This is a genomic window from Enterococcus sp. FDAARGOS_553 (assembly GCF_003812305.1).
GTDB lineage: Bacteria > Bacillota > Bacilli > Lactobacillales > Enterococcaceae > Enterococcus_D > Enterococcus_D gallinarum.
The window spans coordinates 2453652-2467860 of sequence record NZ_CP033740.1 but is presented as its reverse complement, the minus strand read 5'-3'; the positions used below and the strand labels follow the sequence as shown (position 1 = coordinate 2467860).

The window sequence follows — 14209 nt, the reverse complement described above, 5'->3', positions numbered from 1 at the left end:
TTCTAGGGCTTCTAGCGAACAAGCCTCTGATGGCTGAATAAGGGTACCATGATTTTAGATGCATCTGACACAGGTGCATCTTTTTTTGCAGGTATTCTATTCTTTGTACTATTTTTCCTCTGTTGAATTTGATTGCTGATAACCGGGAGTTTCCCTTGTGAGTCGAGTCACATTTTTTGTTGTCTTTTTTAGAATACTTTATACTGAAAGAAAGAGGAGAAAGTGAGTGAAGAAAATGACAAAAATCAATGCAGGTGTCGCCATGGTAAAAGTCTTTGAGGCTTGGGGGATCGATCACATTTATGGCATTCCCGGCGGTTCATTTAATTCCACAATGGATGCACTATACCAAGAACGCGAATCCGTTCGCTATATCCAAGTTCGCCATGAAGAAGCAGGTGCTCTCGCCGCCGCTGCTGATGCCAAACTAACTGGTAAAGTCGGGGCTGTCTTTGGCTCAGCAGGCCCTGGAGCTACCCACCTAATCAATGGATTGTATGATGCTCAAATGGATAATGTGCCCGTAGTAGCATTACTCGGTCAAGTGGCATCAAGTTCAATGAATTACAATGACTTCCAAGAAATGAATGAAAATCCGATGTTTGCGGATGTCAGCATCTACAATCGAACGGTCATGTCCCCTGAAAGTCTACCACACGTGGTAGATGAAGCTATCAAGGCTGCCTATAAATTTCGGGGCGTCGCTGTCGTGACGATTCCCGTTGATTTTGGCTTTAAAGAGATTGAAGCCCAAGAGATCGCCACAGCCAAAAACCATAAAACTGGGGTGATCCTACCTAATGAAGCAGACTTAAAAGCTGCCCTCCCCTATTTTGAACAAGCAAAAAAACCCGTTCTTTATATTGGACAAGGGGTATTCGGCGGATTTCCAGCGATCAAAGAATTTTCCGAGTTCTTTTCAATGCCAGTTGCGGCTTCTGTTTTGGCGAAAGGAATCGTTCCTGATATGTATAAGAATTTTCTTGGCTTTGCCGGAAGAGTTGCCACAAAACCTGCGAACGAAGCACTAGCCGAAGCGGATCTGATTGTCTTCGTGGGGAGCGATTTTCCATTTGGCCGTCGTTTCTTTAATCCGAAAGCCAATTTTGTTCAAGTCGACATTGACTCCTCGAAATTTGGGCGTCGGCACAACACAGATGTCTCGGTGTTAGGCGATGGGATCACTGCGTTGAATCAATGGGTCACCCTAGGAACCAAACGACCAGCAGACCAATGGCTGGCAGCAAATCAAGAAAACATTGTTCGCTGGCATGCTTGGCGCCATCACTTTGACACCAATCAACAAGCTCCTCTTCGTCCAGAACCGATCTTCAAAGAAATTAACCGCATTGCCGAGCCGAATGCGATTTTCGTCAGTGATGTCGGAAATGTGACGATCAACAGTATTCGACATTTAGACATGACAGGAGAACAGCGTTTTACCACTTCTGGCTGGTTCGCTACGATGGGGAACGGTGTTCCAGGAGGAATTGCCGCCCAATTGAGTTTCCCCGATCGCCAAGTCTTTACATTGAGTGGGGATGGCGGTTTCGCCATGCAAATGCAGGATATTTTGACCCAAGTCAAATACCAATTACCAATCATCAATATCGTCTTCTCTAATGATTCTTTTGGATTTATTGAAGCAGAACAAGAGGATACCGAACAAAAGAAATTTGGAGTCTTTCTAGAAGGCGCAGACTTTGGGAAAGTTGGGGAAGCACTTGGTGCAAAAGGATATACCATCACTCGTTACGAAGACCTAACACCTGCTTTTGATGCAGCAAAAACCAGCAACGGCCCTGTAGTTATTGATATCAAGATCGAAAATGCTCGTCCACTTCCTGTAGAGGAATTGAAATTGGATCCAGAAAAATTTTCGGCAGCTGAAATCGCCGCCTTTAAAGAAAAATACCAAGTCCAAGAAATGCCTACTTTGAGAGAACTGCTTAAAGGTAATTAGCATAAAGCTATGCCCTAAAAAACAAAAAAGACCGAACAATCAATCAGACACTTCCAATGTTTTTCACGGAAGTTGTCAGGCATTGTATGGTCCTTCTTTTTTGTGTTTTAGATCACAAATCTGATTGGTTTGACTCCTTTTGCAAATCAATCAAGAAACAGTCTGGAAAAACGTTCGCAATTCTTGCTTTCTTGCAGCTGAAATCTGCGTTTTAGGAATTCCTTGTATTGCTCCCTCAATCCCATAGAGCATGTGTAGACAAGCCCCGGGATCCCGCTGGGTACGAATACGCATAAAAATGGTTTCTGCTGTTGCAGACTTCATTTTCTCCACCGAATCGATGCCAATCGCATGCAAGTGTTCGGCAAGAACCTTTCCTACATTCGGTATTTTTTGTAATTCTTCCATGATACGCCTCCTCTCAACGATGTTTCTGCAGTTTTATATTTATTGAACAAATCTTGTTTGATTGTTACCCTATATTCCTTCACAAATCTGCATTAATTTGATGGGCAGAAAAAGGAAGCTTCATCAGAAACAATAAGACTTTTTTCATTTTATCCCTCCTCTTCATTTTAGCGAATTGTCCCCTAAAATGTAACCCTACCGTTTACTTCTTTAGCAACATCGCGATTGTTTCACTCTCTTTCGTATAGCTTTCGCCACAAACGTTGCTATAAAGCTGATACTCTTTAAATCCAACCGCAGCCAGTTCGGCAGCCAATGAGTGCTCTGTAAAACAACTAGTCCACACATTGTAAGTTATCTGATCCTCTTGAGTGATCACCATTGTTTGATCTAGCCAGACAAAGTTGGGATATTTACTGGTCTTATTCAATGCAAGATAGGAGTTCTCGCTCCAAAAGCCAGCTCCTTCTGAGTACTCCCATGATTGCTGCACTACAGTCTGATCATATTTCGTTGCACTAAAGACATCTAGCAAGAATTTTCCGCCAGGCTTCAACCAGCGATAAATGTTTGCTGTCAGCAGATGTCGATCGTTTGCAGATAATGCACCAAAGTCGCAATAGATCATCACGATCAAATCAAAAGTTTCTGTCAATTCCATCTCAAGGTAGTCTTGTTTTAGGTAGGAAATAGGCAACTGTTTTTTTCGTGCAGACTCTTTTGCATAGTCGATCGATCGCTTTGAGAAATCTACCCCTGTTACTTGATAGCCAGATTCAGCAAACAATTCTGAATAGAGCCCTGGTCCACACCCTAGATCAAGAAGGCTTGGATAATCTGCTGGTGGGACTTTTTGACAGATCCAGCTAGCAGATTTTTTGATAAAGGACCGATTTCGACTGGCCCCATCTATACTCGGATCCAAATGATTTTCTAGCATTTTCTGAGAAATATAGTCATCTGTCCAGAATGGGGTATCGGTTTGTTGATAGATTTTTGGCTGTTTAATGAAGTCTTTCATTTTGTTTCGCATTTTTCTGCTCCTTTGATTGATTATTTGTGTAACTGAATAGTTTTCTTTGGTCCTCCTTTTGCGTGATTACTATAAAAGAATAAAAAAAAGCGATGGTTACCCATCGCTTCCGTGAAAAGAGAAGTTAGAGTAAGATAAAATCAATAGCTAGGCAACTTAAATAAACCTACAAAAGCGGTTATTTTTAGCCTGTTCAATTGATTTTATTTACTCTTTTCCAGTCATACCTATAGCACTGATTGTGTACTATCAGCTATGCCGAACTTCATCACCTGTTCATTCAATTATGACTATACTTTACCACATTAAAGCAGTTGCAGCAAACCCTTTCACGATTTTGCGTTCAACGTTACGAGCATATGCGATTAAGAAAATGGCCATACGTTTAAGTGATTTTTTTAAGTTTTTGATCGACGACTTGATAGACCTCATTAGCAACTTGATCAACAAATAATTGATCATGAGAAGTAAATATAACTGTTCCAAGATAATCCCTCATTAGTTTTTCCAGGGCTACAATCGTAGGAAGATCAATAAAATTAGTTGGTTCATCTAAAATGAGAACATTTGCTGGTTTAACAAAAAGTAGCGCAATTTGAACTCGTGTCGCTTCTCCTCCGCTCAATTTTTTTACGGGCTTTAAAATTTCTGTTTGATAAAAACCAAGGTTATGCAAAATACTTCTGACAAATGATTCAGAATAATCGGTTTGTTTCATTAAATAAACAAGAATTGATTCCGATTCAGTCATTTTATAGGACAATTGTTGGTAACTAGCAAAAACTACCTTAGGAGATAAGACAATTCCTTTACCATCATTTAAAATATGATTCAATAAAGTCGTTTTTCCACAACCATTTGCACCTACAATCGCGATACGCTTTCCTAATCCAAATTGAAAATCACAATCATCAAACAAAACTCTCTGTTCATATTGAATTGAAACGTTGTGTCCTTTTATCGGATAAGGATTATGAATTTCTATGCCTTTTGGTGCTGCAAAAATAATTTGTCTCGGCTCAGTCAATGAATGATGCTCACCTAAATGATCCAAACGGCTTTTCATTGCCTTTGCTGTTTTATGAAGATTCTTTTGAATTGTATCCTTTTGTTTGGATGATGCCAATCGATCAGGACGACTATTTTTCTGCTGCATTTTTTTAGAGACTTTACTAATCTTTTCAGCTTGCTGAAGTTTACTTTCAATCGCCGCTTCCAAGCGCTTCTTTTCTTTCAAGTGACTTTCAAACGCATGTTTTTGATGCAGTAATTCCATTTTCTTTTGCTGTTTATACGCATCAAAGTTTCCGTGATATTCCCGTACACACCCCTGATCAATTTCCCAAATTTTCGTTGCTAATTGGTTCAAGAAAACCCGATCATGACTGACAAAAAGCAATGTACCATAGTAATGCCTCAACTCCTCAATAAGCAATGAAATACTTTTCTGATCCAGATGGGTGGTAGGTTCATCCAACAAAAGACCCATTTCATAGTTCGATAGTGTTCGAACCAATCGTGTCTTTGCGGCTTCCCCACCGCTCCAGCTATCCATTGAATGTTTTGGTAACGAAAAGCGGCTCATGATTTCCCAGTCAACGGATGAAAAATCGTAAGAATCCTCGATCCCTCCAATTTGGGCAAAATAATTAAAGGTCGTGGTTGTCTGAATCGTGCCACTATCGGGCTGGATTTCTCCAGTAATTAATTTTAACAGTGTTGACTTTCCTTCACCATTTCTACCAATGATCCCGATTCGTTCTCCATGATAGGCGGATAACGCCTCAATTGACAAGACTTCTTTAGCGCCATATTGTTTTTTGATCTGTTTGAATTGGACTGTTAATGTTTCCATGAATGATCTCCCTCTCTCGTCTAGGAAAAAGGAAAACACAAAAAAGGCATAGCCTGGCGCTATCCCTTCATAAATAATTGGAAAAGTAGACACTCATCCCTTGAAATCGCGATCACCTAGACTTTTGAATAGTATTAAATTAACGATTCAAAAGATCGATCCACAATTTCATTGCCGCTGTCATGACTTTTCCTCCTTCAGTAAATGATTTCCTTAAGTATAGCAGATCCGAAAATACTTGTACAGAAAGGTTCGCATGAGTTCGCTGGAAGTCCCTTACACCAGTGTGTCCTATAATTTCAGCGGAAGATCTGTCATCCTGCGAGCTCATGGGATCGTCTGCTAATCAAATCATTCCTTCGTAATCACTTGATACATTTTCGCGATATCCTCGGCTGCCATCGTGACTTTAGATTTTTCGATCAATACATTCTTCCCTGTCATAATATAAGAAGGCAATAAGCGGATCTTTCCATAGTAGATTTCGTTCTGGCGTATTTTATATGTTGCAACGGAGGGAATCGCATTCTTTTTTTGCTGCTTTTTGGCGATTTGATTGAAGGCTTTTTTGGCGACATCCCCCATTAGCATAATCACTTCAATACTTGGAAATAACGACAACTCTTTTTCTAATAGCGGTAGATTTTCAGTGATAGTTTGTGTTTCAATTGTCGTCGTGTGTTTTGGCGTTTTGATCGCATTGGTCAAATAAATCCCTAAATCCAATAAGTCATGGGCAGAATCTACATAGATCCCAGCTTGTTGAAACAACGGCAACGTCGTAGAAAGATAAGCGCCATCTGTTGCCCCATAAAAATCATCTGTTGGATCTAGGGGAACGACTTCATTGATCAATACTGCTTTAATGGTTTTCGGATCGACTTCAATATCATTCAAAAAGATATTTTTTTCTGCTCCAGCCATCAATGCCTCTTTCACATTCATTTTCTCACTCCGTTCCTATTCTCTTTTCCTTAATCATACAAAAGGAAAGCGGCGAAGTCGAGGAGTACTTTGTGTTGAGAAAATCAGTCGGTACCCCTCTCTAAAAGAGACAAAAAACTGCGTAAGGAGGATTTCCTTACGCAGTTATACTCAATGAGTCGTGCTCATTTATTACTTATTGTAAATCTTTGGTCCTTTACGCATATTCTTGCGATCATTTTTTGGTGTGTCCATTTGTTTCGATCGGCCACCACCTTGTTTCTTTTTGATCAGTTCAAGCATTTTTTCTTTTTGGTTCACTATTTCCACCTCGTTTTCCCAGACCCTCTCTTATCTGATAAAACAAATCACTTTGATAAAAGAATTTAGCATCCTGATTAAATCTACTTGGATTTTGACCGTTTGTCAATCGTTGATTGCACAATCCCACAAATTTCACAATATAACATTCAATTCATTATTCAGAACGTTCGTCGGTTGAAAAACTTATGTCACACCTCGCGAACGTGTGAGTCAGAATGCTTGTAAATTAAAAGTGATGGTATCATCTTTTTTCAAAAGCAGATTTTGGGCACCTTTATCACTCATTTCATTATTGACTGTATAGACCCAAAATACATTGTTCTTTTGATCTTGACTCATTCCATCGATCGAAGTGATAAAGCCATCTTTTTCTTCAATCGTAAAGTTTTCTTTCATTACTTTCAGTAGTGATTCATTTTCTTGAAAAGCAACTTCTTTTGAGGTGACTTCCTCACCTTTATTCGTGATAACAATCGTAGCTATTAATTGTTTCTGATCAACAGAACGTTCTGTGCTTTCTACACTTTGTGCATTTTGGGTATTTTCTGAAGATGTACGCGTATTTCCTTGACAGCCACTAGTGACAAATAATCCGCCTAACAACACGATTACGACTAACAATTTTTTCATTTATTTATTCCTTCCCGACATACGTCATTAAAATCTACTCTTTTATCCATCGAAAAACATACTAAATATTTACTGAAACACAGGTATATCTCTTATCTCTTCAATCACTAATGATCTATTTTTACAAACCACATTTCAATTGAATTTTACAATTGGTACATGTACTACAACCGCCAATTTCTTCTATTGTTCCTTCATGACAGATGGGACAAATGTCACCAGAAATCACTGGTTCATTCGTTTGGGTGGTAAATTGATCTTCTGCTGGTTCTACTTGAGTGTTTATTTCATTGTCGATTGCTTCCAAAGTCAATACTTGTGAGTCACGGCTGCCATCCACGTATACAGTACCGCCTTTGGCACCACCATCGTAGAGATCCATATAGACTTTCGCCACCTGACTTACAGAATACCCTTTCGGTGCATTGACAGTTTTTGAAATCGAACTATCCACCCAGCGTTGAATCGCACATTGAACACCAACATGTTCTTCTGGGGACAGTTCCATTGCTGAAATGAAGAAGTCTGGCAGCTGATCTTTGTCTTGTTCCGGATGATTCGCAAGATATTCTTCAACGATTGCTGCATTGATCTCAATAAATTTGCCTAATCTGCCACTTCTAAAATAGGAAAAGGAGTAGTAAGGCTCTAATCCTGTTGACACACCGGTCATCGTTCCCGTCGATCCTGTTGGTGCGACAGTCAAAAGATGTGAGTTGCGAATCCCAAATTGCATCACCCCTTCACGAATATGGGCTGGCATTTTTTTCATATACCCTGTGTCAATAAACTTCTCTCGTAATGCTTGTGTCTCTTGATCATCTTTCCCAATCAAAAATGGAAAACTGCCCTTTTCTTTTGCTAAATCAATGGAGGCTTCATAGGCGGTGATAGCAATCGTCTCAAAAATCTGATCGACTAATTGATTGCCTTCTGCTGAACCATAAGTTTTCTCACAATAGATCAGTAGATCGGCTAAGCCCATGATGCCAAGTCCAACACGTCTTTCACCTTTCGCTTGGCGCTCATTTTTATCAAAGAAGTAAGGGGTCGCATCAATGACATTGTCTTGAAAACGAACCGCGGTTTTAACCGTTTCTCTTAATTTAGCAAAATCAACTGTCCCCGTTTGATGATCGGCCATGTTTGCCAAATTGACTGCTGCTAGATTACATACAGCATAAGGTGTTAACGGCTGTTCACCACAAGGATTCGTCGCAACCACTTTTTGCCCATAGGCTGTAGCATTGGTCATTTTATTGGCATTATCGATAAAGAAGATACCCGGTTCAGCTGAGTACGTGGCACAAAAAGTGATCAAATTCCACAATTCACGAGCCCTGATCCTTTGATAGGTTTTTACTTTATGACCGGCGGCTTCCCATTCTCGCACATCTCCGACTTCTGCCCACTTTGCATCGTATTCCGCCATTTCTTCTTCGGAATAATTATCGATATCTGGGAAACGCAGCGCATACCAATCGTCTTTCTTTACTGCATCCATGAATTCTTCTGTCAAACAAACAGAAATATTCGCTCCAGTCAGGAAGTCGCTTTTTTTAACCGTAAAACTTCCTCCATGCCGTAGCTTTTCTTTTGCTGTCTTGATCATTTCATTTTGCTCGGTATCTGATGATTCTGGAAGCTGAGCAATATGGGTATACATTTTTTCTTCCATTTTTGACAAAGGATCAAAATGAAGTTTTTCATTGATTAACTGTTTGATAGTGTCATTTTTCAATGTTTTGTTTAACTGCAGCAATACTGCAGGATTCTGGATTTTAGAAATAATGAACGCCAAAATGTCTGGATGCCAGTCAGCCATCATGATCATCTGTGCGCCGCGACGACTTCCCCCTTGCTCGACCAGATTCGTCAAATTGGCTAAGTCATTCAACCAAGAGACGGCACCAGAGGATCGCCCGCTGACACCATGGACCACACAAGCTTTTGGCCGTAAGGTTGAACCATTAGTACCAACTCCTCCGCCCCGACTCATAATCTCCATCACTTCTTGTCTGTGTACAGCGATTCCTTTACGAGAGTCGTGAATGAAAGGCATCACAAAGCAATTGAAATAGGTAACTTGAGAATTAGTACCAGCGCCATAAAGTACTCGACCTGCCGGAATCAGATTTTGTTCGGCAATCTGCTGATAAAACTGCTCAAGAAACAACTCCTGCTCTAACTCTTTATCGGAAATCCCTCTAGCGACTCGGCGAGCGATTTGTTCGAAATAAAGTTCCAGTGGTTTTTCGATCTCATTTTTCCATCGTTTGACAAGACCATTAACTTGTTCAGCAGTATTTTCTATAGCTGAGCGATACTCTTCTTCAACCTCTATGGAGACCATGTCGTCATCAATAGACTTTACCCATCCGATGCCTCGAGCAGGATATTGAGGATCTTCTTTTGTGGTTAAAATAACCAAATCACCCTTATCTAATGTTTGGTGGTTTTGATCCTTGAAAGAATAGCGATCGAGCATGATCAAGCGAGAAATTCCTTCAAATGTGTTCGTCATCTCAGTAGTGATTGCTGAGACTTCTGGGAACATATGAATGTCCTCGTTTAGCTTGCTTATCGTTTGTTTACTGTATTTCATTTTTTGTGCCACCTTCCCATACTCAACATATTGTGTCCTGAATTCATTATCACACTACATAATGTGTTTTTCAATCTTGAAATTTATTTTTTTTCATGTACAATGAGAATGATTATCAATTAGAAAGACGGCGATTTCGATGTTCCAGCCTCATAGCCATATATTTTCCGTTCAAAAAATTTCTCTATTAGCACTCCTTACTGCGTCTTGTATCGTTGGACGCTTATTTTTTGTCTGGATCCCCAACGTTCAGCCCATGAGTGCTATTTTATTTTTATTAGCCCTGGCAGGCAGTTTGTCTGATGCTTTGATCGTTGCTTTATTGAGTTTGCTTGGTACAAATATCTATTTAGGGATGGGGCCTTGGACGATCAGCCAATTTGTAGCACTGGCTGCTATGATTACTTTTTTTCATCTGGGAGGAAAAATATCTCTCATAAAGCAAAGCCGCTTAATCCAAGCACTTCTAGCGTTCATTTGTGGTATTCTATACGGTTTGATCGTTTCTATGATGGAAGTCTGGCTTTATCAGTTTCCTTCTTTTACAGCCTATTATCTTCAAGGCTTCGTATTTGATTTGTTTCATGCTAGCGGAAACTTCCTGTTTTATTTGATCTTATTCCCCGTATTTGAGCGAATGATGCCCGCATTAAATAAATGGAGAAAATAGAAAAGCGTAATCTTTGCTCGAACCATCACCAAATTAGGAGCACTTACCAACTCTTTTGTCAAAGAAACGTGAAGCGGATTCGTCAAAAAAAATCTTTTTACCAAGTTAGCCTAGGCTTCTTAACAAGGTAAAAAGATTTTTATTGTTTGAAGAGAACTTTCTGATTCACTGTTCCTGTTTTATCCTATTTTTCTGTTGTGGGTAGTCAAGGCGATGCAACTGATAGAGTGCGTCTTCTTCCGTTTTGACTAACGAAAAAAAAGTTTTTCTAAAAGTTTTATCGAAGCTAGATTTCCAGACGCTACCTCTGCTTTTACTGATTGAACACCTTGATCAAACAGCCACTGTATCGTCGCTTGAATCACTTCTGAGCCGTATCCTTTTTGAGACTCATGAGGATGGATCGTGTAACCGATCCAGAAAAAATCTGCTTCATTTTTTAAATAGATATCACCGATCAGCCGTTCATCTAAAGTGTGCACAACTGCTAAATTTTTGCCTTCAGAAAAACTTTTTGTATGCAGCAGTTCTTTGATATACGCAGCTTTTTCCTGTTTTTGAAACCTTGGTACTTCATCCACTCTAAATCATTTCTATAGGTCATAACTGTTGGGATATCTTCGATCCTAAAATCACGGATAAAACAACGTGGTGTGCAAAAATACATGATACCCCTCCTCATTGCATCTTGACCCTTATCTCAAGTAGAGAGTCAACTGACGTTTTGCTTATTGAAAATAGACTCGCTAGTTCCTTGATCTTGGGTGAACAAAAATTTTTTCGTAAGAAAGAACCTTGACTTTCTTTTGATTCATTTGAGCAATGGTTTCTTTAGTGGGCCGAAAACCTAACGATCGCCAAAATTTACCCGCTGGTTGATTATTCAATAAAACGGCCAAGGCTAGTTTCGTCATCCCTTCAGAAAGAAGAATTTCTTCTAATTTATGAACGATTGCTTTCCCGTGTCCTTGCCTCTTTTCATTGATCAGCAATAATCCAATATAAGCGGTTTGCTCTTCTGGATAGTCAACTAAGTAGTCAATGATCGCCACCGGCTTTGTATCCTTTCTAACTAAAAAAAGCGTTTATTTTCTTTCTTTACTGATTCAGGCTTATCTACCATATCTTGTTTTAATAACTGCAAGGAAGCCACATCATCCGTTAAAGAAAAGTACGGCTGATTATTTAAATAGATGGAAACAGCTTCCTGTTCATTTGCGTCAGTCACTCTCTCGAAAGTAAACATTGGTCAACTCCTTTAAAACTTTTTCTTTTGTGATTGTCTCAAGTCATTTTCTTGTCTGTTCTATGCTTGATGTGCTGCAGTCTGCTGCGGTTGGCAGCCAGCAACGAAATACATTTCAATGGGATTTTTCCGTAACTTCTTTCTCTCTTTTTAGGATTGCTGTCAAATCTGCGAGATATTTCTCCTGTTGCTTCTTCAAATATCTTTTAGCAAATGGTTTCAAATAAAACTTCTTCAGCGTTACCTCTTCCGTAAAGATCATATCTGTCTGAGCACCTGATTTGGTGAATTTTCCTTGCCAACGCCCTCGCATATTTGTGTTTTCCATCGTAAATGAATACAACGTGAAAGGCTCTTTGTCGATAATCGTAAATGTTGTGGGATACCCGCTTTTTGTGTATTCGATAAACTGCCTTTCATTGATCACCTCAATTTTACTTAAATCACTTCGCCAGGAATAGTCCTGAAGATTGGTGACAATTTGCCATATCTTTTGGATATCCTGATCAATACTGGCACGAATCGTTGCCTTGACCATAGAGTTCCTCCGTTATCGTTAATTTGTGTTGGTATCTGTCCAAGAAATGCTCATTCGTTCAACGTTCTTTTAAGAAGATTCTCATGGAACGCAGTCGCCGCTCCTTTCCATTCGTCCCTTCAATAAGTGAAGGGCTCAGACTATTTCTGTCAGGACAAATGGCTTCACATACGTTTCTACAAAGTCGACCCGATCAAGGACCGTAGGTTTGAAATACGCGGTTACAGCAATAACCAGTTTGTTTTTCGAATCAACGTAAATGACATTGCCGCTATTGCCAATTGCTGAATAGACATTCTGCTTTGGGTCTAGTATCCACCATAAATACCCATAGTGCATCTGCTGAAATTGGATTAGAGCTGGCTGCGTTGGTGTACTCATTTCTGCGATCCATTCAGCAGAGACAATTTGTTTTCCTTTGTGTCGGCCTTGGTTCAAGCAGAGTTCGCCAATTTTCGCCATATCGCTGGCTGACAAGCACAAACCATAACCAGCTGTACCAACACCCAATGGATCACAAAACCAAACCGGCTCCTTTGGCTCTTTTCCGATAGTGAACTGCTTGTGTTCTGCTGCTGTTTCGGCATGGTAATTGTGATGTCGACTAACGCCGATGGGTTCAAATAAATAGCTGTTTGCAAAATCAACCGTGGTCATTTTTGTTGCTTGGCATAATAAACCAGTCAAAATATGCAGACAAACTGTTCGATAATCAAATTGATTCGTCAACCCTTTTCTTCCACCCAAAAAGTCTAAAGAAGCTTTCGTCCAATCTTGGCTAGTACAGACTTTTGTCCAAGGATCTCCTTTTCCTTTATAAGGTGCCTGCATGGTGAGTAAGTGTTTGATGGTCACGTCATAGATCGTTTTTTCTCCTCGTTTCACGCTATAATCAGGAAAATAATCAAGGACTTTATCTTCAATACTATAAATTTTTCCCTGATCGATGGCGATTCCGATCAACAACGATACTACGCTTTTTGTCGCCGACATCACATGGCAAGTATCATTTCTCTGATAATGATTCCATTCATCTGAATAGACTTCTTCGTGGTTCTTGTAAGCAACAATTTGACAAATATTTGGCTGGGTACTCGTAATCAACTCATGCAATTCTGCTTTTTTCATCATCATTCTCCTTTCAAGAATAAGCATAAATCCATTAAAAATAGATTACAAGGCTCCTTCTTCGGAGAATTAAAATTTTCAGAATAGTTTTGCATTCAATTGATTTCTTCCATGCTTTGAAAAAAGCGACACTCAAAGTCAATTTATGACCAATAAAACCCAGTAATTAGAGAACACTACCTAAACCTTTCACAATGAGTTTAAGAGCGGAATCAGCCAATAATTGACAGGACTTTCTTTGATCACATGTCAACAATTTTTCTTACAGTATTGGCTGTTCGGATGGTCAGTTGATCCTTTACCTTTGGCTTTGCGGTCTTTGCCCACCAATTTGTTTTTTGATGTTCTTTGCGAATAAAGGACCAAAAGACAATGTCTTTATAAGGATACACTCTTTCAAAGTCCGCTTTTGGTTCACCAATCTCAGTCAGTAAAACTTCAAAAGACAATGGCTTCATCATAAATATGACGTTGTCATAAATTTCTTTGTTCTCATCTCCCCACCATTCAGGAGCATTTGCTAATAATTCTTTTAGTTCGGCTTGTAAAATCACATGAATGGGAATGTCTAACTCAAAGCCGAGCTTGATCCTTGTTCTCATTTTATTGGCTAAAATCTGTGGGTCCTCTCTGTTACTGGAAAAGATAACATTGCCACTGTTTAGATAAGTGACAACATCTGTAAATTCGTCTTTCTTTAATTCTTCTTTTAATTCAGACATACTCAACTTATTTTTCCCGCCGACATTGATTCCCCTTAATAAAGCAACATATCGATCCATTCTTCTGACTCCTTTACCAGGTTCACTTTCGTTTCTGCACCAAGAACACTTTTAAAGAAAAGTTCTTTTCGTCTCTAGTCCACTTCAACACACCTATTTACTT

General features: G+C 39.5%; 15 protein-coding genes. 2 read left to right on the top strand and 13 right to left on the bottom strand.

What is annotated here, in order from left to right:
* Positions 1-235: 235 nt before the first annotated feature.
* Positions 236-1963: a pyruvate oxidase gene (gene spxB / locus EGX73_RS12295; protein ID WP_123867083.1), complete on the top strand. Its 1728-nt coding sequence runs from the start codon at positions 236-238 to the stop codon at positions 1961-1963.
* Positions 1964-2113: 150 nt separating this feature from the next.
* Here the strand turns inward: spxB and EGX73_RS12290 are convergent, their stop codons facing one another.
* The 7 genes from EGX73_RS12290 to EGX73_RS12265 form a co-directional block, all read right to left on the bottom strand.
* Positions 2114-2371, bottom strand: a complete 258-nt coding sequence (locus EGX73_RS12290; RefSeq protein ID WP_003127255.1) for a TfoX/Sxy family protein — start codon at positions 2369-2371, stop codon at positions 2114-2116.
* 202 nt (positions 2372-2573) lie between these two features.
* Entirely contained in the window at positions 2574-3404 is an 831-nt protein-coding gene (locus EGX73_RS12285) for a class I SAM-dependent methyltransferase (protein WP_005472554.1), read from the bottom strand.
* Between the two features lie 385 nt (positions 3405-3789).
* Positions 3790-5259, bottom strand: a complete 1470-nt coding sequence (gene abc-f, locus EGX73_RS12280) for a ribosomal protection-like ABC-F family protein (RefSeq protein ID WP_123866976.1) — start codon at positions 5257-5259, stop codon at positions 3790-3792.
* A 351-nt stretch (positions 5260-5610) separates the two neighbouring features.
* Positions 5611-6204 carry a uracil-DNA glycosylase family protein gene (locus EGX73_RS12275; protein ID WP_123866975.1) on the bottom strand — a complete coding sequence of 198 codons (594 nt, stop codon included), beginning with the start codon at positions 6202-6204 and terminating at the stop codon, positions 5611-5613.
* Between the two features lie 171 nt (positions 6205-6375).
* Positions 6376-6504, bottom strand: a complete 129-nt coding sequence (locus EGX73_RS16400) for a hypothetical protein (protein WP_005472549.1) — start codon at positions 6502-6504, stop codon at positions 6376-6378.
* Between the two features lie 213 nt (positions 6505-6717).
* On the bottom strand, positions 6718-7137 hold the full coding sequence (locus tag EGX73_RS12270; protein WP_029486889.1) for a DUF4430 domain-containing protein: 420 nt from the start codon (positions 7135-7137) through the stop codon (positions 6718-6720).
* A gap of 121 nt (positions 7138-7258) precedes the next feature.
* The gene (locus EGX73_RS12265; RefSeq protein WP_123866974.1) at positions 7259-9742 is read right to left on the bottom strand and encodes a vitamin B12-dependent ribonucleotide reductase; all 2484 of its coding nucleotides are present in this window, start codon (positions 9740-9742) and stop codon (positions 7259-7261) included.
* A 139-nt stretch (positions 9743-9881) separates the two neighbouring features.
* On the opposite strand from EGX73_RS12265, the gene EGX73_RS12260 reads away from it, so the two are divergent.
* Positions 9882-10412 (top strand): hypothetical protein, encoded by a 531-nt coding sequence (locus tag EGX73_RS12260; RefSeq protein WP_003127248.1) that lies wholly within the window; start codon positions 9882-9884, stop codon positions 10410-10412.
* A gap of 248 nt (positions 10413-10660) precedes the next feature.
* On the opposite strand, the gene EGX73_RS12255 is transcribed toward EGX73_RS12260, so the two are convergent.
* The 6 genes from EGX73_RS12255 to EGX73_RS12235 form a co-directional block, all read right to left on the bottom strand.
* Entirely contained in the window at positions 10661-10993 is a 333-nt protein-coding gene (locus EGX73_RS12255; protein ID WP_003127246.1) for a GNAT family N-acetyltransferase, read from the bottom strand.
* A 165-nt stretch (positions 10994-11158) separates the two neighbouring features.
* A complete protein-coding gene (locus tag EGX73_RS12250) occupies positions 11159-11464 on the bottom strand; it encodes an N-acetyltransferase (RefSeq protein WP_005472543.1) in 306 nt (101 codons plus the stop codon).
* A gap of 20 nt (positions 11465-11484) precedes the next feature.
* A complete protein-coding gene (locus EGX73_RS15965) occupies positions 11485-11658 on the bottom strand; it encodes a hypothetical protein (protein WP_005472541.1) in 174 nt (57 codons plus the stop codon).
* A 115-nt stretch (positions 11659-11773) separates the two neighbouring features.
* The gene (locus EGX73_RS12245; protein WP_003127244.1) at positions 11774-12196 is read right to left on the bottom strand and encodes an SRPBCC family protein; all 423 of its coding nucleotides are present in this window, start codon (positions 12194-12196) and stop codon (positions 11774-11776) included.
* 135 nt (positions 12197-12331) lie between these two features.
* Entirely contained in the window at positions 12332-13324 is a 993-nt protein-coding gene (locus tag EGX73_RS12240; protein WP_005472538.1) for a serine hydrolase, read from the bottom strand.
* Positions 13325-13566: 242 nt separating this feature from the next.
* Positions 13567-14106: a DUF1697 domain-containing protein gene (locus tag EGX73_RS12235; RefSeq protein ID WP_003127242.1), complete on the bottom strand. Its 540-nt coding sequence runs from the start codon at positions 14104-14106 to the stop codon at positions 13567-13569.
* Between the last annotated feature and the right edge of the window lie 103 nt (positions 14107-14209).

Coding starts and splice junctions, on each gene's coding strand:
- EGX73_RS12270 (WP_029486889.1), bottom strand. CDS start 7,137: ATGAAAAAATTGTTAGTCGTAATCGTGTTGTTAGGCGGATTATTTGTC.
- abc-f (WP_123866976.1), bottom strand. CDS start 5,259: ATGGAAACATTAACAGTCCAATTCAAACAGATCAAAAAACAATATGGC.
- EGX73_RS12290 (WP_003127255.1), bottom strand. CDS start 2,371: ATGGAAGAATTACAAAAAATACCGAATGTAGGAAAGGTTCTTGCCGAA.
- EGX73_RS12245 (WP_003127244.1), bottom strand. CDS start 12,196: ATGGTCAAGGCAACGATTCGTGCCAGTATTGATCAGGATATCCAAAAG.
- EGX73_RS12265 (WP_123866974.1), bottom strand. CDS start 9,742: ATGAAATACAGTAAACAAACGATAAGCAAGCTAAACGAGGACATTCAT.
- EGX73_RS15965 (WP_005472541.1), bottom strand. CDS start 11,658: ATGTTTACTTTCGAGAGAGTGACTGACGCAAATGAACAGGAAGCTGTT.
- EGX73_RS12260 (WP_003127248.1), top strand. CDS start 9,882: ATGTTCCAGCCTCATAGCCATATATTTTCCGTTCAAAAAATTTCTCTA.
- EGX73_RS12240 (WP_005472538.1), bottom strand. CDS start 13,324: ATGAAAAAAGCAGAATTGCATGAGTTGATTACGAGTACCCAGCCAAAT.
- EGX73_RS12235 (WP_003127242.1), bottom strand. CDS start 14,106: ATGGATCGATATGTTGCTTTATTAAGGGGAATCAATGTCGGCGGGAAA.
- EGX73_RS12285 (WP_005472554.1), bottom strand. CDS start 3,404: ATGCGAAACAAAATGAAAGACTTCATTAAACAGCCAAAAATCTATCAA.
- EGX73_RS12275 (WP_123866975.1), bottom strand. CDS start 6,204: ATGAATGTGAAAGAGGCATTGATGGCTGGAGCAGAAAAAAATATCTTT.
- spxB (WP_123867083.1), top strand. CDS start 236: ATGACAAAAATCAATGCAGGTGTCGCCATGGTAAAAGTCTTTGAGGCT.